At 70.6% G+C, this 20,472-nt stretch carries 18 protein-coding genes; 11 read left to right on the top strand and 7 right to left on the bottom strand.

Features of this window, described 5'->3' with window-relative positions:
• Positions 1-55: 55 nt before the first annotated feature.
• The 6 genes from QWY76_RS03480 to QWY76_RS03455 all read left to right on the top strand — a co-directional run bounded on the left by QWY76_RS03480 (position 56) and on the right by QWY76_RS03455 (position 9,051).
• On the top strand, positions 56-1,246 hold the full coding sequence (locus QWY76_RS03480) for a transglycosylase SLT domain-containing protein (protein ID WP_290309715.1): 1,191 nt from the start codon (positions 56-58) through the stop codon (positions 1,244-1,246).
• 41 nt (positions 1,247-1,287) lie between these two features.
• Complete coding sequence (locus tag QWY76_RS03475) at positions 1,288-3,105, top strand: extracellular solute-binding protein (RefSeq protein WP_290309714.1); 1,818 nt, start codon at positions 1,288-1,290, stop codon at positions 3,103-3,105.
• A 99-nt stretch (positions 3,106-3,204) separates the two neighbouring features.
• Positions 3,205-4,275 (top strand): microcin C ABC transporter permease YejB, encoded by a 1,071-nt coding sequence (locus QWY76_RS03470; protein WP_290309713.1) that lies wholly within the window; start codon positions 3,205-3,207, stop codon positions 4,273-4,275.
• A 1-nt stretch (position 4,276) separates the two neighbouring features.
• Entirely contained in the window at positions 4,277-5,353 is a 1,077-nt protein-coding gene (locus QWY76_RS03465) for an ABC transporter permease (protein ID WP_290309712.1), read from the top strand.
• Positions 5,346-6,938 carry an ABC transporter ATP-binding protein gene (locus QWY76_RS03460; protein ID WP_290309711.1) on the top strand — a complete coding sequence of 531 codons (1,593 nt, stop codon included), beginning with the start codon at positions 5,346-5,348 and terminating at the stop codon, positions 6,936-6,938. Before QWY76_RS03465 ends, QWY76_RS03460 begins: the two co-directional genes overlap by 8 nt.
• Positions 6,939-7,302: 364 nt before the next feature.
• Positions 7,303-9,051, top strand: a complete 1,749-nt coding sequence (locus tag QWY76_RS03455) for a GGDEF domain-containing protein (protein WP_290309710.1) — start codon at positions 7,303-7,305, stop codon at positions 9,049-9,051.
• Positions 9,052-9,058: 7 nt separating this feature from the next.
• Here the strand turns inward: QWY76_RS03455 and QWY76_RS03450 are convergent, their stop codons facing one another.
• The 3 genes from QWY76_RS03450 to QWY76_RS03440 form a co-directional block, all read right to left on the bottom strand.
• A complete protein-coding gene (locus QWY76_RS03450; RefSeq protein ID WP_290309709.1) occupies positions 9,059-9,760 on the bottom strand; it encodes a pseudouridine synthase in 702 nt (233 codons plus the stop codon).
• Positions 9,760-10,575: an amidohydrolase gene (locus QWY76_RS03445; RefSeq protein WP_290309708.1), complete on the bottom strand. Its 816-nt coding sequence runs from the start codon at positions 10,573-10,575 to the stop codon at positions 9,760-9,762. The genes QWY76_RS03450 and QWY76_RS03445 overlap by 1 nt, the downstream gene beginning before the upstream one ends.
• 118 nt (positions 10,576-10,693) lie before the next feature.
• Entirely contained in the window at positions 10,694-11,530 is an 837-nt protein-coding gene (locus QWY76_RS03440; protein WP_290309707.1) for an alpha/beta hydrolase, read from the bottom strand.
• Between the two features lie 278 nt (positions 11,531-11,808).
• Between QWY76_RS03440 and rarD the strand changes: the two genes are divergently transcribed.
• The 5 genes from rarD to QWY76_RS03415 all read left to right on the top strand — a co-directional run bounded on the left by rarD (position 11,809) and on the right by QWY76_RS03415 (position 17,043).
• Complete coding sequence (rarD, locus tag QWY76_RS03435; protein ID WP_290309706.1) at positions 11,809-12,717, top strand: EamA family transporter RarD; 909 nt, start codon at positions 11,809-11,811, stop codon at positions 12,715-12,717.
• 96 nt (positions 12,718-12,813) lie between these two features.
• Positions 12,814-13,962, top strand: a complete 1,149-nt coding sequence (locus QWY76_RS03430) for an NAD(P)/FAD-dependent oxidoreductase (protein ID WP_290309705.1) — start codon at positions 12,814-12,816, stop codon at positions 13,960-13,962.
• A gap of 164 nt (positions 13,963-14,126) precedes the next feature.
• A complete protein-coding gene (locus QWY76_RS03425) occupies positions 14,127-15,839 on the top strand; it encodes a SulP family inorganic anion transporter (RefSeq protein WP_290309704.1) in 1,713 nt (570 codons plus the stop codon).
• A 213-nt stretch (positions 15,840-16,052) separates the two neighbouring features.
• On the top strand, positions 16,053-16,739 hold the full coding sequence (gene csiR / locus QWY76_RS03420) for a DNA-binding transcriptional regulator CsiR (RefSeq protein ID WP_290309703.1): 687 nt from the start codon (positions 16,053-16,055) through the stop codon (positions 16,737-16,739).
• 85 nt (positions 16,740-16,824) lie between these two features.
• Entirely contained in the window at positions 16,825-17,043 is a 219-nt protein-coding gene (locus QWY76_RS03415) for a hypothetical protein (protein WP_290309702.1), read from the top strand.
• A 44-nt stretch (positions 17,044-17,087) separates the two neighbouring features.
• Here the strand turns inward: QWY76_RS03415 and QWY76_RS03410 are convergent, their stop codons facing one another.
• The 4 genes from QWY76_RS03410 to QWY76_RS03395 all read right to left on the bottom strand — a co-directional run bounded on the left by QWY76_RS03410 (position 17,088) and on the right by QWY76_RS03395 (position 20,445).
• Positions 17,088-17,921 (bottom strand): universal stress protein, encoded by an 834-nt coding sequence (locus QWY76_RS03410; protein WP_290309701.1) that lies wholly within the window; start codon positions 17,919-17,921, stop codon positions 17,088-17,090.
• 120 nt (positions 17,922-18,041) lie between these two features.
• Entirely contained in the window at positions 18,042-18,977 is a 936-nt protein-coding gene (locus tag QWY76_RS03405; protein ID WP_290309700.1) for a 5-oxoprolinase subunit C family protein, read from the bottom strand.
• Positions 18,974-19,693, bottom strand: a complete 720-nt coding sequence (gene pxpB, locus QWY76_RS03400) for a 5-oxoprolinase subunit PxpB (RefSeq protein ID WP_290309699.1) — start codon at positions 19,691-19,693, stop codon at positions 18,974-18,976. The genes QWY76_RS03405 and pxpB overlap by 4 nt, the downstream gene beginning before the upstream one ends.
• The gene (locus QWY76_RS03395) at positions 19,690-20,445 is read right to left on the bottom strand and encodes a 5-oxoprolinase subunit PxpA (protein WP_290309698.1); all 756 of its coding nucleotides are present in this window, start codon (positions 20,443-20,445) and stop codon (positions 19,690-19,692) included. The genes pxpB and QWY76_RS03395 overlap by 4 nt, the downstream gene beginning before the upstream one ends.
• Positions 20,446-20,472: the final 27 nt, after the last annotated feature.

The raw sequence follows: 20,472 nt of genomic DNA, 5'->3' as shown, positions 1-20,472 counted from the left end.
GGACGCCGCCCCCGCCGCAGGCCGGTGGGCAGGCGTGCGCCCAGGAGGCCAGCGAATGACCTTTCACACCCGCCGACGACTCCTCGGATTCGCCAGCACCCTCGCCTTGACCGGGGCCCTACTGGCCAACGGCGCCTACAGCCAGGCGTCGACCCTGCCGAAGGACCGGCTGGCCGCGGATACTCCCGCCTTCACCAGCGGTTCCCGTGGCAAGCCCGCCGGCGGTCGGCATTTCTGGAACAGTCTCGACCTGGAGCCCAGCGATGCCTGGTCACGCCTGCGCGCAAGCTTCCAGTGGCGCGATCAATGGCAGGACGGTGCCGGACATGCGCGGGTTCAGCGCTGGATCGACGAATACAGCGCCCGCCCCCACAACATCGTCGAGATCACCGAGCGGGCCCGCCCCTGGCTGGCCTGGATCCTCGAGCGGGTCGAGTCCCGCGGGCTGCCCGGCGAGATCGCCCTGATCCCCTTCGTGGAGAGTTCCTTCGACCCCCGCGCACGCAGCCACTTCGGCGCCGCCGGCCTGTGGCAGATCATGCCGCGGACCGGCGATGCCCTGGGGCTACGCCGCAACGGCGCCTGGGACGGTCGCCTCGACGTGGTACGCTCGACCCAGGCGGCGCTGGACTATATCGAAGTGCAGGCCGACCAGTGGTACGCGGGCGATATCGAGCTCTCGCTGGCCGCCTACAACGCCGGCGCGGGCACCGTGAACCGGGCGCGGCGCAGCGCGCAGTCGCGCGGCCATGAGGGCGGCTACTGGGACCTCGACCTGCCGGCGGAGACCATGGACTATGTCCCCAAGCTGCTGGCCATCGCCGCGATCATCGCCGAGCCGGAACGCTACGACGTCGCGCTGCCGGAGATCGCCGCCGAGCCGGCCTTCGCCCGCGTGCGTGTCACCCGCACGCTGCGCCTGGGCGAGGCGGCCCGCCTGGCCGGCGTGCCGACGCGCCAGCTCGCCGATCTCAACCCCGGCCTGCGCACCGAGTCGGCCCGCCCCGGCCAGGTGCGTGAGCTGCTGGTGCCGGTGGAAGGCGCCGAAAGTCTGGTGGCGGCACTGGATGCGGTCAGCCCCGCGACCGGCGGTGGCGACGATATCCATGTCGTGCAGCGGGGCGATACCCTGTCCGCCATCGCCACCCGGCATGCCGTGGCCATCTCCGACCTGGCTCGCTGGAATGGCATCCAGCGAGTCGACGCTTTACAACCCGGCCAGCAGCTGACACTTTCCGGTAGATGATGTCGGGGCTCGGCCCCTCCAGGGAACAAGGATCCTCTCCGATGCGATCGACCGTGCTGCTGATGACGGCCCTGGCGGCAGGCCCTGCCCTGGCCGCCAGTCCCGACGAGGTGCCCACTCGCCATGCCCTCGCCCTCTATGGCGAGCCGGCGCTTCCCGCGGACTTCACCCACTTCCCGCATGCCGATCCCGAGGCGCCGGTGGGCGGCACCCTGACCCGGGCGGCCACCGGCAGCTTCGACACCACCAACCCCTTCATCATCCAGGGCACCCCGGCCACGGGTCTCAACGTCATCTACGACACCCTGCTGGTCGCCAACCCGGATGAGCCGTTCACCATGTACGGGCTGCTGGCCGAGGGCATCCGGCTGGACCCGGACCGCCAGTGGATCGAGTTCGACCTGCACCCCGAGGCGCGCTTCCACGACGGCACCCCGGTGACCGCCGCCGACGTGATCTTCAGCTTCGAGACCCTCACCGAGAAGGGGCAGCCCTTCTACGGGGCCTACTACGCCGACGTCACCGAGGTCCGCGCGGTGGACGAGGACACCGTGCACTTCGACCTGGCCGCCAGCGAGTCCCGGGAACTGCCGCTGATCCTCGGCCAGATGCCGGTACTGCCCGCGCACTACTGGGAGGACCGCGACTTCGAGGCCACCACTCGGGATCCGCTGCTGGGCTCCGGCCCCTACCGCATCGCCCAGGTCGACCCGGGCCGGCGCATCGTCTACGCGCGGGTCGAGGACTACTGGGGGCAGGACCTGCCGGTGAACCGCGGCCGTCATAACATCGAGCGCCTGGTGTTCGACTACTACCGCGACCAGACCGTGGCCCTGGAAGCCTTCAAGGCCGGCAATCTCGACATGCGCATCGAGTCCAGCGCCCGCAACTGGGCGACCGCCTACGACTTCCCCGCCGCCGAGGCCGGCTTCGTGCAGCGCCTGGAGGTGCCCGACGGCCAGCCGGCGGGCATGCAGGCCTATGTCATCAACCTGCGCCGGGAGAAGTTCCAGGACGTGCGCGTCCGCGAGGCGCTCAACCTGGCCTTCGACTTCGAGTGGCTGAACCAGAGCCTCTTCTACGGGGCCTACGAGCGCACCCGCAGCTACTTCGAGAACTCCGAGATGGCCGCCGAAGGCTTGCCCAGCGAAGGCGAGCTGGCGCTGCTCGAGCCGCACCGCGAGGCGCTGCCCGAGCGGGTCTTCGAGGCGCCCCTGCCCATGCAGCACCCCGACGAGTTGCGTCCCCGGCTGAGAAAGGCCTTCGCGCTACTGCGCGAGGCCGGTTACGTCTCTCGTGACGGCACGCTGGTCGACGCGCAGACCGGCGCCCCGCTGACCCTCGAGGTGCTGCTGTTCGACACCCAGTTCGAACGCGTCGTCCAGCCCCTGCTGAGAAACCTCGCGCGGCTCGGGGTGCAGGGCGACATCCGCATCGTCGATGTCAACCAGTACCTCAACCGCCTGCGCCGTTTCGATTTCGACATCATCGTCGGCAGCTTTCCGCAGTCCGCCAACCCGGGCAACGAACAGCGCGAGTTCTGGGGCAGCGAGTATGCCGACGCCCCCCAGAGCCGCAACCTGATCGGCCTCCAGGACCCGGTGATCGACGACCTGGTGGACCGGCTGATCGCCGCCGACTCCCGGGAAGCCCTCGACACCGCCGCCCAGGCCCTGGACCGGGTGCTGCGCTGGGGCTTCTACGTGATCCCCCAGTGGCACCTGGATACGACCCGCATCGCGCAATGGGACAAGTTCGGCTGGCAGGAGCCCTTCCCCCGCTACAACCTGGATCTGGATGCCTGGTGGGTCGATCCCGACCGCGCCGCCGAGATCGAGAACCGACAGCGCAATCGGTAACGGCAGGTCGATAAGCCGCAGGCGCCTCGGGCACCAAGGGAATGAGGTTGACTTCGCTCTTCTCACACGACGTCTGGAAATGAACGCTAAGGACACGCCGTGGCCGCCTATGTACTGCGCCGATTGCTGCTGATGATCCCCACCCTGCTGGGGATCATGCTGCTCAACTTCATCATCGTCCAGGCCGCCCCGGGCGGTCCCATCGACCAGATGCTGGCCCGCTTCGAGGGACTCTCCAGCCAGGCCAGTACGCGCCTGGAGGGCGGCGGCGGCGACGTCGCCAGCGGCGAGTCGCGCGGCGCCCGGGGCGTACCCCAGGCCTTCATCGACCGCCTGGAGACCCAGTTCGGCTTCGACCAGCCGGCCCACGAGCGCTTCTTCGGCATGCTCGTCGACTATGCCACCTTCGACCTGGGCGAGAGCTTCTTCCTCGGCCAGAAGGTCACCACCCTGATGCTCGAGCGGTTGCCGGTGTCGATCTCGCTGGGGCTGTGGACCACCCTGCTGGTCTACCTGGTGTCCATCCCGCTGGGCATCCGCAAGGCCCTGGCCCACGGCTCGCGGTTCGATGTCTGGACCTCGGGCCTGGTCATCGTCGGCTACGCGATCCCCGGCTTCCTGTTCGCCATCCTGCTGATCGTGCTGTTCGCCGGAGGCAGCTACTGGGACGTCTTTCCGTTACGCGGCCTGACCTCGCCGGACTTCGCCGACCTCGGCCTGTGGGGCAAGCTCAAGGACTACTTCTGGCATATCACCCTGCCCGTGGTGGCCTCGGCGATCGGCAGCTTCGCCACCCTGACCATGCTGACCAAGAACAGCTTTCTCGACGAGGTGCACAAGCAATACGTGCTGACCGCCCGCGCCAAGGGCGCCAGCGATCGCCGGGTGCTCTACGGCCACGTGTTCCGCAACGGCATGCTGATCATCATCGCCGGCCTGCCCTCGGCGCTGGTCGGCATCTTCTTCACCGGCTCGCTGCTGATCGAGGTGATCTTCTCCCTCAACGGCCTCGGCCTTCTCGGCTTCGAGGCGGTGATGCAACGCGACTACCCGGTGATCTTCGGCACCCTCTACCTGTACACCCTGATCGGGCTGGTCCTGAAGCTGATCTCGGACCTGACCTATGTGTGGGTCGACCCGCGCATCGACTTCGAGACCCGGGAGTCCTGACATGACACGCCTCACCGCCCGGCTGTCGCCGATCGCCCGCCGCCGCCTCGCCACCTTCCACGGCAATCGCCGCGCGCGGTGGTCGCTGTGGGTCTTCCTCGTGCTGTTCGTGGTCAGCCTCGGCGCCGAGCTGGTCGCCAACGACCGGCCCCTGCTGATGCAGTACCAGGGGCAGTGGTATCTCCCGCTGCTCGTCGACTACCCCGATACCGAGTTCGGCGGCTTCCTGCCCACCCCGGCGGACTACCGGGACCCCTATGTCCGGGAGACCATCGAGGCCGACGGCTGGATCCTCTGGCCGCCCATCCCCTTTGCCTACGACACCCTCGACATGGGCCTGTCGCACCCGGCGCCGTCCCCGCCGGACGCCCGGCACTGGCTGGGCACCGACGACCAGGGCCGGGACGTGCTGGCCCGGGTGATCTACGGCTTTCGCCTGTCGGTGGTGTTCGCCCTGGTGCTGACCATCGGCTCGATGGTCCTCGGCGTGCTGATCGGCGGCCTCCAGGGTTACTTCGGCGGCAAGGTCGACCTGATCGGCCAGCGGCTGATCGAGATCTGGTCCGGCCTGCCGATGCTGTTCCTGCTGATCATCCTGGCCAGCCTGGTCGAGCCCAACCTCTGGTGGCTGCTCGGCATCATGCTGCTGTTCTCCTGGCTGGGCCTGGTCGACGTGGTGCGCGCCGAGTTCCTGCGCGCGCGCAACCTGGAGTACGTGCGCGCCGCACGGGCCATGGGCCTGCCCTCGCGGCTGATCATGTGGCGCCATGTGCTGCCCAACGCCATGGTCGCCACCCTGACCTTCATTCCCTTCCTGTTCACCGGCGCCATCACCACCCTGACCGCCCTGGACTTCCTGGGCTTCGGCCTGCCGCCGGGCTCGCCCTCGCTCGGCGAGCTGGTGGCCCAAGGCAAGAACAACCTCCAGGCGCCCTGGCTCGGCATTACCGCCTTCCTGACCCTGGCGGTGATGCTGTCGTTGCTGGTGTTCATCGGCGAGGGCCTGCGCGATGCCTTCGATCCGCGCCATATCCCGCAGGCCGGCGACGCACGCCCAAGGACGCCCCGCAATGCCTGACACCCCGCTGTTCCGCCTCGATGCCCTGACCATCGCCTTCGACGGCGCGGCGGTGGTCGAGGATCTGTCCCTGGCGGTGCATCCCGGCGAGACCCTGGCGCTGGTCGGCGAATCCGGCTCCGGCAAGTCGGTCTCGGCCCTCGGCGCCCTGGGATTGCTGCCCCGCAACGCCGAGGTGCGCGGCGGCCGTCACCTCGGCGACACCGACCTCGCCCGCCTGACGCCACGCCAGTGGCAGGCGCTGCGCGGCGGCCAGGTGGGCTTCATCTTCCAGGAGCCGATGACCTCGCTGAACCCGTTGCAGACCGTGGCCCAGCAGATCGGCGAGACCCTGCGCCTGCACCAGGGGCTCTCGGGCCCGGCGGCCCGGCGACGCTGCCGCGAGCTGCTCGAGCAGGTCAGGCTTCCCCGCGCCGAGGAACTCCTCGACGCCTGGCCCCACCAGCTCTCCGGCGGCCAGCGCCAGCGGGTGATGATCGCCATGGCCATCGCCAACCGCCCCCGGCTGCTGATCGCCGACGAGCCCACCACGGCGCTGGACGTCACCGTCCAGCGCGAGATCCTGGCACTACTCGCCGACCTGCGCGATGCCCACGAGATGGGCATGCTGTTCATCACCCATGACCTCAACCTGGTCCGCCGCCATGCCGATCGGATCTGCGTCATGCATCACGGCCGGCTCCAGGAGAGCGGCGAGGTGGCCAGCGTCTTCGCCGCGCCCCAGAGCCCCTACACCCGGGACCTGCTGGAGGCCGAGCCCGCGGGCCGTCCCGAGCCGGTCAACGCCCAGGCGCCGCTGCTCAGCGCCCGCGGCCTCGGGGTACGCTTCGAGCGACCCAGGCGGCTGTTCCGTCGCCGCCCGCCCGCCTTCGAGGCCGTGAAGCCCCTCGACCTGACGGTGGCCCCCGGCGAGACCCTGGGCATCGTCGGCGAGTCCGGCTCCGGCAAGACCACCCTGGCGCTGGCCCTGCTGCGGCTCACCGGCAGCCAGGGCGAGATCGACTTCGACGGCGAACGCCTGGACCGGCTGCATGGCAACGCCCTGCGCCGGCGCCGGCGCCGCCTCCAGGTGGTCTTCCAGGATCCCTATGGCTCGCTGTCGCCACGCCTGCCCGTCGCCGACATCGTCAGCGAGGGCCTGCGCTTCCACCACCCGGAGCTGTCCCGGGTGGAGGTCGACCGACGGGTCCGCGACACCCTGCGCGAGGTCGGCCTGCCGGAACAGTGCGCCGCCCGTTACCCCCACGAGTTCTCCGGGGGGCAGCGCCAGCGCATCGCCGTGGCCCGGGCCATCATCCTCGAGCCCGAGCTGCTGGTCCTCGACGAGCCCACCTCGGCCCTGGACCGCACCGTGCAGAAGCAACTGGTCGCGCTGCTGCGCGAACTCCAGCGGCGCCGTGGCCTGAGCTACCTGTTCATCAGCCACGACCTGGCGGTGGTCCGCGCCATGGCCCATCGCATCCTGGTGCTCAAGGACGGCGAGGTGATGGAGAGCGGCGACTGCCTGGAGGTCCTGGAACACCCCACTACCGACTATACCCGTGCCCTGGTAGAGGCCGCCGGCTTGACGCTCACCAGGGCCTGAGGAGCCCCGCTCACCTTCGCCTGCGGCGCTTCCTCGTCGGCGCCCCCGGGTACCGCAAGGCCGCCGCGCACGGCGGAGTCATGCGCCGGGGACGCCGAGACTCCCAGGCTTGGCTCGGCCAGGCCTGACAACCCGGCAGGATGGTCCCGCCCCGCCCGCTGGTTGCCACGGCAGCCGGCCAGGACGACGCATCACGCCGAAAAGATAACGGTATAATACATGCCGGCTGGTCAACCCGGCTCGTCCCTATCGCGCGATCGCCTCACGAGGCGGCGCCAGCGCCGTCCCTGCCCTGGCCGGCCGGGGCGCCTACCGCCGCCCTGGCCTATACTTGGCTCCTGTCGCCGCCGGCCAGGAGGGACCCATGCGCCACCCCCCGCTCGCATTCTGCTGGGCCCTGCTATGGCTGCTGTCGCTCGGGCTGGTGCCACCGGCCCAGGCGGCCTCGGTAACGCCCCTCGAGTCGGGCTGGGAGTATCGCTGGGGCGATTCGCCCCGGCTCGCCGACGACACCCCGGCCTGGACGCGGCCCGAGGCAGGCGAGTCGACGGCCTGGCGACCCATCGCCTTTCCCTCCAATCCACCGGATCGCCGGGACCGGCAGCATGTCTGGTTCCGCGTCTCCCTGCCCGAGGGCGCCTGGCGCGACCCGGTGGTCTATATCTACAGCGTCGACCTGATCGTCGAGGCCTACCTCGACGGCGAGCGCCTCTACCGCCACGGCAGCTTCGATGCCGAGGGCCGGGGCCGCTTCGCCGGCTGGCCCTGGCACATGATCGAGCTGCCCGAGGACTTCGCCGGCCAGCCCCTGTACTTCCGGGTCTTCTCCGACTACACCGACATCGGCCTGTGGGGCGAGGTCAAGCTGATGGAACGCGCCGCGCTGCTGGGCTATATCATCGAGCACTCGGCGGTCGACCTGGCGATCAGCGGGGCCTGCCTGCTGCTCGCCCTGCTGGCCGCTACCTTCGCACTGATCCAGGCCAACCGGCGCAGCTTCGCCGCCACCGCCCTGTTCTCGCTGGCCGCGGGCACCATGATCCTCGCCGAGACCCAGGCCAGCCAGCTGCTGCTGGCCGCCCCGCTGCTGTGGGACGCCCTGGCCGCGACCGGCTATTTCACCCTGCCGATCGCCATCGGCCTGCTGCTGGAACACTGGTTCGTCGACACCCGGCGCCAGCTGATCCGACGCATCTGGCAGTTCCACCTCGGCTACCTGGTGATGGCCATCGGCGCCACCGGACTCGGCTGGATCAACCTGTCCAGCACCTTCCCGGTCTTCGACGCCCTGCTGGTGGTCAACCTGACGTTGCTGCTGGCGATCATCGCCCCGCGCCTGCCCCAGCTCGGCCGAGGCCAGAAGGCCATCCTCGCCACCTATGCCCTATTCGGCCTGCTGCTGCTGCTGGACATGGCGGTCGCCCATGGCCTGCTGCCCTGGACCCGGGTGCCCGTCAGCACCGGCGCCCTGGCCTTCACCCTGGCCATCGCCGGCATCTCGCTGGTCGACTATGCGCGCACCCAGCGGGCCCTGAAGCGGCTCAACCAGCGGCTCGAGCTGGAGGTCGCCGAGCGCACCGACCAGCTGCAGCGACTGGTCACGCGCCTCGAGGTCTTCTCCTACACCGACACCCTCACCGGCCTGCATAACCGCCGCTTCTTCGATGAGCTGCTGGAGCACGAGGCCGCCCAGGCCAAGCGCCACGGCCAGGCCCTGTCGCTGGTCATGATCGACATCGATCACTTCAAGCACTTCAACGATGACTTCGGCCACGAGGCTGGCGACACGGTGCTGGCCGGGGTCGGGAGCTGCCTGGCCCATCACTTCCGTGAGGCCGACGTGGTCTGCCGGCTGGGGGGCGAGGAGTTCGTGGTGCTGCTGAGCGGCGCCGATGCCCACGCGGCCCAAACCCGGGTCGAGGCGCTCATGGCCCGGCTGGCCGGCACCGTCTATCACTACCGGGAGGCGACCCTGGGCCCGATCAGCGTCTCCTGCGGCATCGCCTCCTACCCCTCCCATGCCGACGAGCCCAGGGCGCTGGTCGCGCTCGCCGACAAGGCCCTCTACGCCGCCAAGCACGGGGGCCGGGCGCGGACCCACGTCTACGCCTGAGGGCCGTTCAGAACAGGGCCACCTCCGGCTCGGTGAGCTCGCGCCACTCGCCGGGCGCCAGCGCCGGGTCGAGGCGCAGCGCCCCCACCGACTCGCGATGCAGGGCCTCCACGTGGTTGCCGATGGCCGCGAACATCCGCCGCACCTGGTGGTAACGCCCTTCGGTGATGGTCAGGCGGGCCTGATGGGCATCGATCAGGGTGAGCTCGGCCGGGCGGGTCGCCGCCTCCTCGCCCTCCAGCAGGATGCCCTCGGCGAAGGCGGCCACCGCCCGCTCGGCCTCCTCGCCCGCCAGCGGACGCGCCAGGCTCGCCCGGTAGACCTTGGCGCAGGCCCGCTTCGGCGAGGTGACCCGGTGCGACCACTGGCCGTCGTCGGTGAGCAGCAGCAGGCCGGTGGTCTCGACATCCAGTCGCCCCACCGGCTGCAGCCGCTCCACCTTGGGCACCTCGACCAGGTCCACCGCCCGGGGATAGAGACCGCGACGGGCGGTGCATTCCACGCCTGCCGGCTTGTGCAGCATGATATGGCGCCGTCCCACCAGGGCCAGCGGCATGCCGTTCCAGCTGACGCGGTCGTCGTCGCCGACATGCCGGGCGCCCTTCTTCTCGGGCTCGCCGTTGACGGTCACCTCGCCCCGGGACAGGGCCCGCTTGGCCAGGCCACGGGTGAGTTCGGTGCTCTCCGACAGGAAACGATCCAGGCGCATCAGACCCCCACCCCGTCGGCCAGGGCGAAGTGATCGGCATCGCGCCAGGCCGGGAACTTCTCGCGGAAGGCGGCGAGCTCGTCCAGCGACAGGCGGCCGGTCCTGACGAAGGGGGTGTCGCGCGGCTCGTCGATCAGCGGCTCGCCCCTGGCATCCACCAGCATGGAGTCGCCGGCATAGGGCATGCCCTTGGCATCCTCGCCCACCCGGTTGACGCCGATCACCGGACACAGGTTCTCGACGGCCCGGGCCTGCAGCAGCACCCGCCACGGATGGCGCCGCGGGGCCGGCCAGTTGGCCACGCACAGCAGCGCATCGTACTCGAAGTGCTCGCCGGGGGCCGGCTGCTGGCGCAGCCACACCGGGAAGCGCAGGTCGTAGCAGACGCTGAGCAGCAGCCGGAAGCCCTTGAGCTCGACGATCACCCGCTCATGGCCCATGGCGTAGCGTTCATGCTCGCCGGCCATGCGGAACAGGTGGCGCTTGTCGTAGTGCACCAGGCTGCCATCGGGGCGCGCCCAGACCAGCCGGTTGAAGTAGTCACCGTCCTCCACCACGGCCAGGCTGCCGGTCATCACGCAGCCGCGCCGCCGTGCCTGATCCCGCAACCAGGCCAGGGTGGCGCTGTCGGCCATCGGTTCGGCCATCTCCCGGGAATTCATGGTGAAGCCGGTGGCGAACATCTCCGGCAGCACGATCAGGTCCGTCTCGTCACCGCCGAGATCGCCCAGGCTCTCCTCGAGCATGCGGCAGTTGGCCTCGGGGTCTTCCCAGCGCAGGTCGGCCTGCACCAGGGTGGTTCGAAGTTCGCTCATCATGGACTCCATCGCGCTCGGGGAATGTCTCCAGCCTAACCGAGACGCCGGTGGCACGCAGCCACCGCCGGCAGGAGGCGATCGCCGCGACACGCCACTCGCCGGGTTCGTCTTGGGATCAGCGACGCCGCGTCTGGAGGTGCTCGTCCAGAAACGCGGCAATGCCGGCGGAATACTCCGGCTCGCTGTCGAGGAAACCGGTGTTGTGGCCGCCGTGGATGACCAGCAGTGCCTTGGGCTCGCGGGCGGCCTCGAAGACGGCCTCGCCCTCGCTGAAGGGGATGATCTCGTCAGCCCGGCTGTGGATCACCAGCAGCGGGGCCGAACGCCGGGTCACGTACCTCTCGACATCGTAATCGAAACGCGACAGCCAGCGAACCGGCAGGAAGGGGTAGAGCCGCTGGCCGAGCTTGGGCACCGAGCGAAACGCCGATTCCAGGATCAGCGCCGCCGGGCCCTCGTCCGGAGGCAGCGCCGCGGTCAGCTGCGCGGCCACGCCCGCCCCGAGGGAACGGCCGAAGAGCACGATCTCCTCGGCGGCGAGGCCACGCCGCTCGATCAGCCACTGCCAGGCCGCCCGCGCATCGCGCGCGGTCCCCGCCTCTGAAGGGCGCCCTTCGCTCTCCCCGTAACCGCGGTAGTCGACGATCAGCATCGACAGCCCCAGCCGGTGGAACTGGCGGATCGACGCCAGGCGGTGGGAGATATTGCCGGCATTGCCGTGGAAGAAGAGCAGCGTGGCGCGCGCCGGCTCGGCCGGCACCCACCACCCCGCCAGGGTGAGGTCGTCGCTGGTACGAAGCCGCACCGGCTCCCAGTCGAGGCCGATGTCGGTCGGCGTGCCCATGACCTCGCGCCCCACATGGGGCAGGTAGAGCAGGCGTGCCTGGCAGCCCCAGAGCAGCAACAGCACCAGGCAATATACGGCCAGGAGGCCGGCGACTACCCTCAACATCCCCCCTCCCTTCTGTTCACCGCTCGCGATGACGAACGCTGCGGCACCGGTCCAATCGATCGGGCCGCCCCACGGCGCCACGTCTACCGGCCACAATTCCAATGTAGAATGCCGCGCAGGCGTTTCCTGCCTAGGAGGGCCCGGCGCGGCGATAGGCGCCCCGCCATCGGGACGATCGCCGTTGGTTGTCGCTCGGGGCTGATCCGTCGACAAGCTGACCGCATCCGCACATCGCGGTCGGTGTGTGCTAGCCTGGGCATTTTGTTAGGACGTTAACAATGGCCCGCACCCTCCCCCTGGACCCGGACGCCGCCAAGGGCGTCGGCTTCGGTCTCGCCGCCTACCTGATGTGGGGCTGCTTCCCGCTGTTCTTCGCCCTCTTCGAGGGCGTGCCGGCCTACGAGATCCTGATCCACCGGGTCCTCTGGTCCTGCCTCTTCCTGGCGGCACTGATCGTGCTGCTGCGCCGCTGGTCGCCGGTCCGCCAGGCGCTGCGCCAACCGCGGCGGCTCGGCCGGGTGCTCGGCTGCGCGGTGCTGATCGCCCTCAACTGGGGCCTGTATATCTATGCGGTCGAGAGCCGTCAGGTGCTCCAGGCCAGCCTCGGCTACTTCCTCACGCCGCTGGTCAACGTGGCCCTGGGGATGCTCGTGCTGCGCGAGCGCATGGCGCGCCTGCAGGCCCTGGCGGTGGCGCTGGCCGGCGTGGCCATCGCCCTGCAACTGGCGATGCTCGGCGAGCTGCCCTGGATCAGCCTGGCCCTGGCCCTGTCCTTCGGCACCTATGGGCTGCTGCGCAAGCAGGTCCCCCTGGATGGCCTCTCGGGCCTGTTCGTCGAGACCCTGCTGCTGCTGCCCTTCGGCCTGCTGGCGCTGGCCTGGCTCGGCCAGGCCGGCCAGTCCCACTTCCTCGGCGATGGCCGCACCACCGCGTTGCTGGTGACCAGCGGGGTGCTCACCGCCCTGCCGCTGCTGGCCTTCGCGGGGGCGGCGCGGCGGCTACGGCTGGCGACCCTGGGCTTCCTGATGTACCTGAACCCGAGCCTGCAGTTCTTCATCGCCCTGCTGGTGTTCCGCGAGCCATTGAGTTCGGTCCAGCTGGCGACCTTCGGTCTGATCTGGATCGGCCTGGCCCTGTACTCCTGGTCGGCCTGGCAGGGTCGCCCGCGTCAGGCCGCCGGGGCCTGAGCGCCCGGCGCCGGGATCGCCGCCCGCGTAGCGGACCGGGAAGGCGTCGAGCCGAGAGGACTCGCCTGACCGGGAGCACTCCGCTACTATCGCGCCATGACCCACCATGTCCCGCCCGTCGACCGGGGGCCGGTGCTGCTGGTCGGCGCCGGTCATGCCCATCTCCACCTGATCCAGAGGCGCCGGCATCTGCCGGCCACGGAGATCATGCTGGTCGATCCGGGCGGCTTCTGGTATTCGGGCATGGCATGTGGAGTCCTCGGCGGCCAGTACTCGCCCGGGGAGGACCGCCTGGACCCCGCCCGGCTCGCCAGGCGCCATGGGGTCCGGTCACTGCGCGGTCGCCTGAGCGGGCTCGACGCCCGGCGCCGCGAGGCGCTGCTCGCCGATGGCCGCCGCCTGCCCTTCTCGGTGCTCTCGCTCAATCTCGGCTCGCGCACGCCCTGCCCCGCCCCCCATCCCCACGGGCCCGGCGTCTGGGCGGTGAAGCCGATTCCCTGCCTGGTGGCCCTGCGCCGGCGCCTGGTCGGCGAGTTCGCCGCCGGCCGTCGCCCCCGCATCGTGGTGGTCGGCGGCGGCGCCAGCGGGGTGGAGGTGGCCTGCAATCTGTGGAGCCTGGCGCGGCAGCAGCGGGGGCGGCTCGATATCCAGCTGGTGACCCGCGGCCGTCGCCTGCTGGAAGGGGCCCCGGGACGCGCCGTGGCCTGGCTCGGTCGCCTGCTCAAGCACCGCGGGATCCGCGTGTCCACGGGCCTCGAGGTGCGGGGCCATGCCGCCGGCGGCCTGATGGTCGCCTCCTTCGACCAACCCTGGGGCGAGGACAGCTTCCGCCACCTGGAGGCCGACCACGTGGTGCATGCCGCCGGGCTGGCCGCTCCCGAGGTCATCGACGAGCTGGGGCTGCCGACCGTGGCCGGTCGTGGCCTGGCCATCGCCGACACCCTGCAGAGCCCCCAGGCCCCCTGGGCCTTCGCCGCGGGCGACTGTGCGGCGATGCTCCAGCACCGCCTGCCCCGCCTGGGCGTCTACGGGGTACGCCAGGCACCGGTGCTGCTGGCCAATATCGCCGCCCAGCTGACGGGCGGCTCGCTGAGGTCCTATCGCCCCCAGCCCCACGCCCTGGCGATTCTCAACCTCGGCCAGGGACAGGCGCTGGCCATTCGCGGCCGGCGCTGGTGGGGAGGCCGACTCGCCATGGTCTGGAAGCAGTGGCTGGATGCCCGCTTCCTGGCCGGCTATCGCTGAGCCGGCGCAATGGCCAGGCGACGCGCGTCTTCCCCCCAACCCTTGCCTATCCACCTGGCCCCCGCCCATCTAGCCACGCCGGCCCACTTCATCCCACCGGGGCTGATGGTCGGCACGATATCGTTTAGTCTGGACCCCGCCCACCCCTACCGCGATAGGCCCGGATGCTCAAACGCTACCTGCCGATCCTGACCTGGCTGCCCCACTACAACCGCCGCCTGTGCGGGGCCGACCTGCTGGCCGGCGCCATCGTCACCATCATGGTGATTCCCCAGTCGCTGGCCTACGCCATCCTCGCCGGCCTGCCGGCGGTGGTCGGGCTCTATGCCAGCATCCTGCCGCTGTTCGCCTACACCCTGCTCGGCACCAGCCGCACCCTGGCGGTGGGGCCGGTGGCCATCATCGCCCTGATGACCGGCGCGGCGCTGGCCGGCGTGGCGCCGCCGGGCTCGCCGGCCTACCTGCAGGCCGCCCTGGTGCTGTCGCTGCTGTCCGGGGCGATGCTGGTGATCATGGGCCTGCTGCGCATGGGCTTCTTCGCCAACTTCCTTAGCCACCCGGTGATCGGCGGCTTCCTGTCGGCCTCGGGCCTGCTCATCGCCACCAGCCAGCTCTCCCACCTGCTGGGCATCGATGCCGGCGGCTACGACGCCCTGACCCTGGCGACCAGCCTGGTGCGCCACTTCGCCGAGGTGCATGGCCCGACCCTGGCCATGGGCACCGGCACCCTGGCCTTCCTGGTCGCCGTGCGACACCTGGGGCAGCCGGCACTGACGCGCCTGGGCCTGCCGGCGGGCCTCGCCGGCCTGCTTACCCGGGCCGGGCCGGTCTTCGCGGTGGTCGCCACCGCCCTGATCAGCTGGTGGCTGGGGCTCGCCGAGCGGGGCGTGGCGGTGGTCGGCAGCGTGCCGGCCGGCCTCCCGCCGCTGACCCTGCCGCGCTTCGAGGCGTCGCTGTGGCGGGAGCTGCTGGTGCCGGCGCTGCTGATCAGCGTGGTGGGCTTCGTCGAGTCGATCTCCATGGCCCAGATGCTCGCCGCCAAGCGCCGCGAGCGCATCTCGCCCAACCAGGAACTGATCGGGCTGGGCGGCGCCAACCTCGCGGCGGCCTTCTCCGCCGGCATGCCGGTCACCGGGGGGCTCTCGCGCACCGTCATCAACTACGAATCCGGCGCGCGCACGCCCATGGCCGGGCTCTTCGCGGCCATCGGCATCGGCCTGGTCACGCTGGCCCTGACGCCGCTGCTCTACCACCTGCCCGTGGCGACCCTGGCCGCCACCATCACCGTGGCCGTCCTGACCCTGGTGGACATCCCGCTGATCCGCCAGACCTGGCGCTATTCGCGCAGCGACTTCTCGGCCATGGCGGTGACCATGCTGCTGACGCTGGTGGAGGGGGTCGAGGCCGGCATCATCAGCGGCGTGCTGCTGTCGATCATGCTCTTCCTGTATCGCACCAGCCGGCCGCATAGCGCCCTGGTGGGGCGCATCCCCGGCACCGAGCACTTCCGCAGCGTGGTGCGCCACGACACCGAAACGGTCAGCCACCTGGCCCTGCTGCGCATCGACGAGAGCCTCTACTTCGCCAATGCCCGCTACCTGGAGGACACCCTCTACGCCCTGGTGGCGAGCCGCCCCGAACTGGAGCATGTCGTGCTGATCTGCTCCGCGGTGAACCTGATCGATGCCTCGGCCCTCGAGAGCCTGGATGCGATCAATGCCCGCTTGAAGGACTCCCGGGTCACCCTGCACCTGGCCGAGGTGAAGGGCCCGGTGATGGACCAGCTCAAGAAGAGCCAGTTCCTCGATGCGCTCGCCGGACGGGTGTTCCTCAGCACCTATTCGGCGTGGACCGAACTGAGCCGCCCGACGCCATGAGGACGATACTGGCCCTTCCTCATGCCCTCGGACAGCCGCACGCCATCGGCATCCCCCGGGCAAAGATGCTGCTGGGCCATCGCCCGGCCGGCCGTGCCCCGGACAATGTCCATCATCGGCCGGGATGCGGTGTATCCTCAGGAAGTGACGACGATTATCGGGCCTGACGATGATCGGGTATCATGAGCGTCTACTTCAGGGAACGGCAGTACCATGGACACGACCCCGAAACAGAACCTCGGCATCCGCGCCTACACCTGGCTCAAGCACGACATCATCCGCGGCATCTTCCAGCCGGGCGAGAAGCTGCTGATGAGTCGGTTGAAGGAGCGCTACGAGCTGGGCGTCGGGCCGCTGCGCGAGGCGCTCTCGCAGCTGGTCGCCGAACGGCTGGTGGTGGCCATCAGCCAGCGGGGCTACCGGGTCGCGCCCATGTCCCGGGAGGAGCTTGCCGATCTCTACGACGCCCGGGCACAACTCGAGGGACTGGTGCTGGAACTGGCCATCGAGCGCGGCGACGACAGCTGGGAGGCGGATATCCTGGCCAAGGCCCATACGCTGGCCAAGGTCATGGAGGTGAGGAGCCCGGACGAGATGCTCGATGTCTGGGATGCCCGCCACAAGGCGTTCCATACCGCCATCGCCGCCGGCTGCAACTCGCCGCACCTGATGCAGCTGCGCGTGAGCCTGTTCGACCAGGTCGAGCGCTACCGCCACCTCTGGCTGCAGGCCACGGTGTTCTCCGAGGAGGCCCTGGAACGCAAGCGCCAGGAGCACGCCGCCCTGGTCGAGGTGATCCTGGCCCGCGACGCCAGCCGGGCGCGGGCGATGATGCGGGAACACCTGATGACGCCGGTGCCGATCATCCTCGACGCCATGCAAGAGCGCGGCCTGGCCTAGTCGCCTGTCGGCAGGCCCAGGCGGTCATCGGCCTGTCACAGCACGACGCCATACTGCCCCTATCCCTCACAGAGGAGTGACCGCCATGCAACTGCCCCACCTGCTTCGCCTGACCCGAGAACAGGACATTCGCCTCGAGCGCCTCGTCGAGCGCTGCGGGGTATCGAAGACCGAGCTGCTCGAGCGCCTGGTGGCCCAGGGGCTCGCCGACCTCGAAACCGAGCTGATGATCGAGGGCGCGGGCGTCCGCCGCGCCGAGCGCTCCATCGACCAGTTGCTGCGCGAGAGCGGCCTGGGCGCCTGACCCCGCCTCGTGGGCACACCCCTCGACTCGGCAGTGGGGCCTGTTCAGTGATGCAACAGCACGGCCCTTGAGGTGCGCGCCAGCAGGTTAGCGGTGGTCGAGCCGCTCAGCCATTCATGGAGGGCCCCTGCGCCGAACGCGCCGATGGCGAGGAGGTCGCCTTCCTCGGCCAGCGACGCCAGCGTCTCGGCCGGATGTCCGGCCGTGACATGGGTCTCGATGTTGACGCCGTGGGTCTCCCCGAACCGCGCCACCGCATCGAGCTGATGCCTGGCCCGCCCGGTGTCGCGATCGATGGCCCAGGCCTGCACCGGCAATGACAGGGCGCTTGCCAGGGCAACGCCGCTGGCCATGACGCGACGCATCGCCGCCCCGCCGTCCACGCCGATCACCACACGCTGCAATGGTTCATCGACCACGCCCGCCACCAGCACGGGCAGCTCCGCGCGGTGCAGCAGGCCACTTATCACCTCCCCCGCCTCCGGATGCCAGCGCTTCTCGGCGGAAACGCCGTGCCGTCCCAGCACGACCAGGTCGCACTCCCGCGCCGCCACGAGGAGCGTCTCGAGCAGGGGGCCGCGCAGCTCTCGGGTCTCGCAATCGAGTCCCGCAACCCGCGCCGACCGCCTGATCCCCTCGAGTCGATCCCGTCCCCGACGAAGTGCCTCGGGATCCAGGTCCTGCCTGCGGGGTTCACCCAGCGCCAGGAAGTCTCCCTGTCCTCCGTCCCGACTCGGCAAGTGCGCGCGGCCATCACGCCCGTCGACATGAACGGCAAGCAGCCTTGCCCGCAACAGGCCGGCGAGGTCCAGCGCCAGCGATGCCGCCACGCCTCCCGCGGCAGAGCCGTCAATGCCCAACAGCAATGACTTGAACATCCTGGACTCCCTTCACGGCGGACCGCGTCGATGGGTGTCCCTTGGGTATATGCCACCGACACGCCGGCCGCCAGGGGAATCCCCCGAGGCGTGGGTCAGCCGACGGCCGCCGCCGAGGGCTCAGCGGAAGGTCATGCGGAAGCGGCGATGCTCGGCCAGCGCCTGCTCGGCGGCGACGGCCGCCAGCCGAACCTCCTGGCCCGGCAGGCACTGCGCCAGCCGCGCGCAGGCCAGCGGCGTCAGCGCCCCCAGCCGCGGATAGCCGCCGATGGTCTGACGGTCGTTGAGCAGGGCGATGGGTTGGCCATCCGGCGGCACCTGGACCGCCCCCAGCCCGAGCCCCTCGGAGATCAGCGTCTCCAGCCGGCAGTGCAGCCGGGGACCGGTCAAGCGCACCCCCATGCGATCGGCCCGGTCATCGACCCGCCAGGCGGCGTTGAAGGCCCGGTACAGGCTCGTGCCGTCGAACTCGCCGATCTGGGCCCCCGGCACCAGGGCCAGGCGCGGCATCCCGGCGTAGTCGGGGCGGACGCCGGCCGGCGCCTCCTCGCCGCGCACGCCCCGGGCCGCGCCGCCGACCGCCAGGCGGTCGCCCTCCGCCAGCGGCCGCCCGTGGCCGTCGTGGCCGCCCAGCCCCTCGCGGACCACACAGGCCGTGCTGCCGAGCACCGGGTCGGCGCGAAAGCCACCGGCCACCGCCAGGTAGGCCCGCAGTCCGGCGACCGGCTGGCGGAAGGCCACCACCTGCCCCGCCCGCAGCCGCAGGCCACGCCACAGCGGCAGCGGCGCCTCGTCCAGGGTCGCCCCCAGGTCGCCCCCGCAGACCGCCAGCGTCAGGTCGCGCTCGGCCTCGAGCGCCAGGCCGCCGAAGGTGACCTCCAGCGCCGTCGTGCCCCATTCGTTGCCCACCAGGCGGTTGGCCCAGGCCCAGCCATGCAGGTCCGCGGGGCCGCCCTGGGTCACGCCCAGCCGTCGCACGCCGAAACGCCCGGCATCCTGCAACAGCGCCAGCGGGCCCGCCCGGCGCACGCGCAATCCCGGCAGCGCATCCGTCATCGCTTGTCCTCCATGGCCGTATCATCGCCGCCCAGGCGGGCGAACTCGTCCCGCGTCACGGGCACGAAGCGCACCCGGTCGCCCACCTGCAACAGGCTGAAGCCCTCGCGGTCGCGGTCGAAGAGCACCGCGGCGGTGCGCCCGATCAGGTTCCAGCCCCCCGGGGAGACCAGTGGATAGGCCGCCGTCTGGCGCCCGGCGATCCCCACGCTGCCCGCGGGGACGCGCTTGCGCGGCGTCTCGAGCCGGGGGCACGCCAGGCGCTCCTCGACACTGCCCATGAAGGCGAATCCCGGGGCGAAGCCCAGCGCGAAGACCCGGTAGGTGGCTGCACTGTGGCACTCGACGACCTGCTCCACGCTCAGCCCGCTGCGCTCGGCGAGCCAGGCGAGCTCCGGCCCCACCGCGGGGTCGTACCAGGTGGGCAGCTCCCGCAGCGGTGCCCCCTCGGCCGCCTCGTCGGGCCGCAGGGACGCCAGCACGTCCGCCAGCCGCCGGCGTGCCTCGCCGGGCGACAGCGCCAGCGGGTCGAAGACCACCAGCAGGGTGGTATAGGACGGCACCAGGTCGACGAGCGCCGCGCCGAAGGCCGCCTCGCAGTCCCGGATCAGGGCGGTGAGCCAGGGCATGTTGGCCTCGTCGATCTCGGCGAACAGGCGCACCAGCCAGCCGTCGAGACCGGCGGACTCGAGCCGTGGCAATCGCATGGCCGTCATCCGGCCCTCCCCGCGTCGCGCAAGGCCGCGCGGATGGCCTTGATGGCGGCGATCGACTCGGCGTTGTCACCGTGCACGCAGAGGGTGTCGGCCGCCAGCACCAGCTCGCTGCCGTCGCTGGCGACCAGCGGCTCCCCTCGGGCGATGCGCCGGGCCTGGTCGACGATCACCTCGGTGTCGTGATGCACGGCGCCCGGCTCGCGCCGCGACACCAGCCGCCCCTCGCCATCGTAGGCGCGATCCGCGAAGGCCTCGAACCACAGGGTCACGCCCTGCTCGTCGGCCAGCTTCCGTGCTTCGGAGGGGTCCCGCGTGGCCATGACCATCAGCGGCAGCTCGGGATCATAGGCCACCAGCGCCCGCATCACGGCGGCGAGGATCTCGGGGTCGCGCATCATGTCGTTGTAGAGCGCCCCGTGCGGCTTGATGTAGCCAATGGAGACGCCCTCCGCCCGACACAGGCCCGCCAGGGCCCCGACCTGATAGAGCACCAGGTTCTCGATCTCCTCGGGGCTGCAGGCCAGCGAACGACGCCCGAAGCCCACCAGGTCCGGATAGGCCGGGTGGGCACCCACCGTCACGCCATGCTGGCGGGCCAGGCGCACGGTCATGCGGATCACGTCGGGGTCGGAGGCATGAAAGCCGCAGGCCACGTTGGCCAGGTCGACGTGGGGCATGACCTCATGGTCCAGCCCCATTACCCAGGGCCCGAAGCTTTCGCCCATGTCGGCATTGAGGAGCAGTGATTTCATGGCGACCTCTCAAAGAACATTTCATCG

It is taken from the genome of Halomonas maura (genome assembly GCF_030409305.1).
GTDB lineage: Bacteria > Pseudomonadota > Gammaproteobacteria > Pseudomonadales > Halomonadaceae > Halomonas > Halomonas maura.
This window is presented reverse-complemented; position numbering and strand designations above follow the sequence as displayed.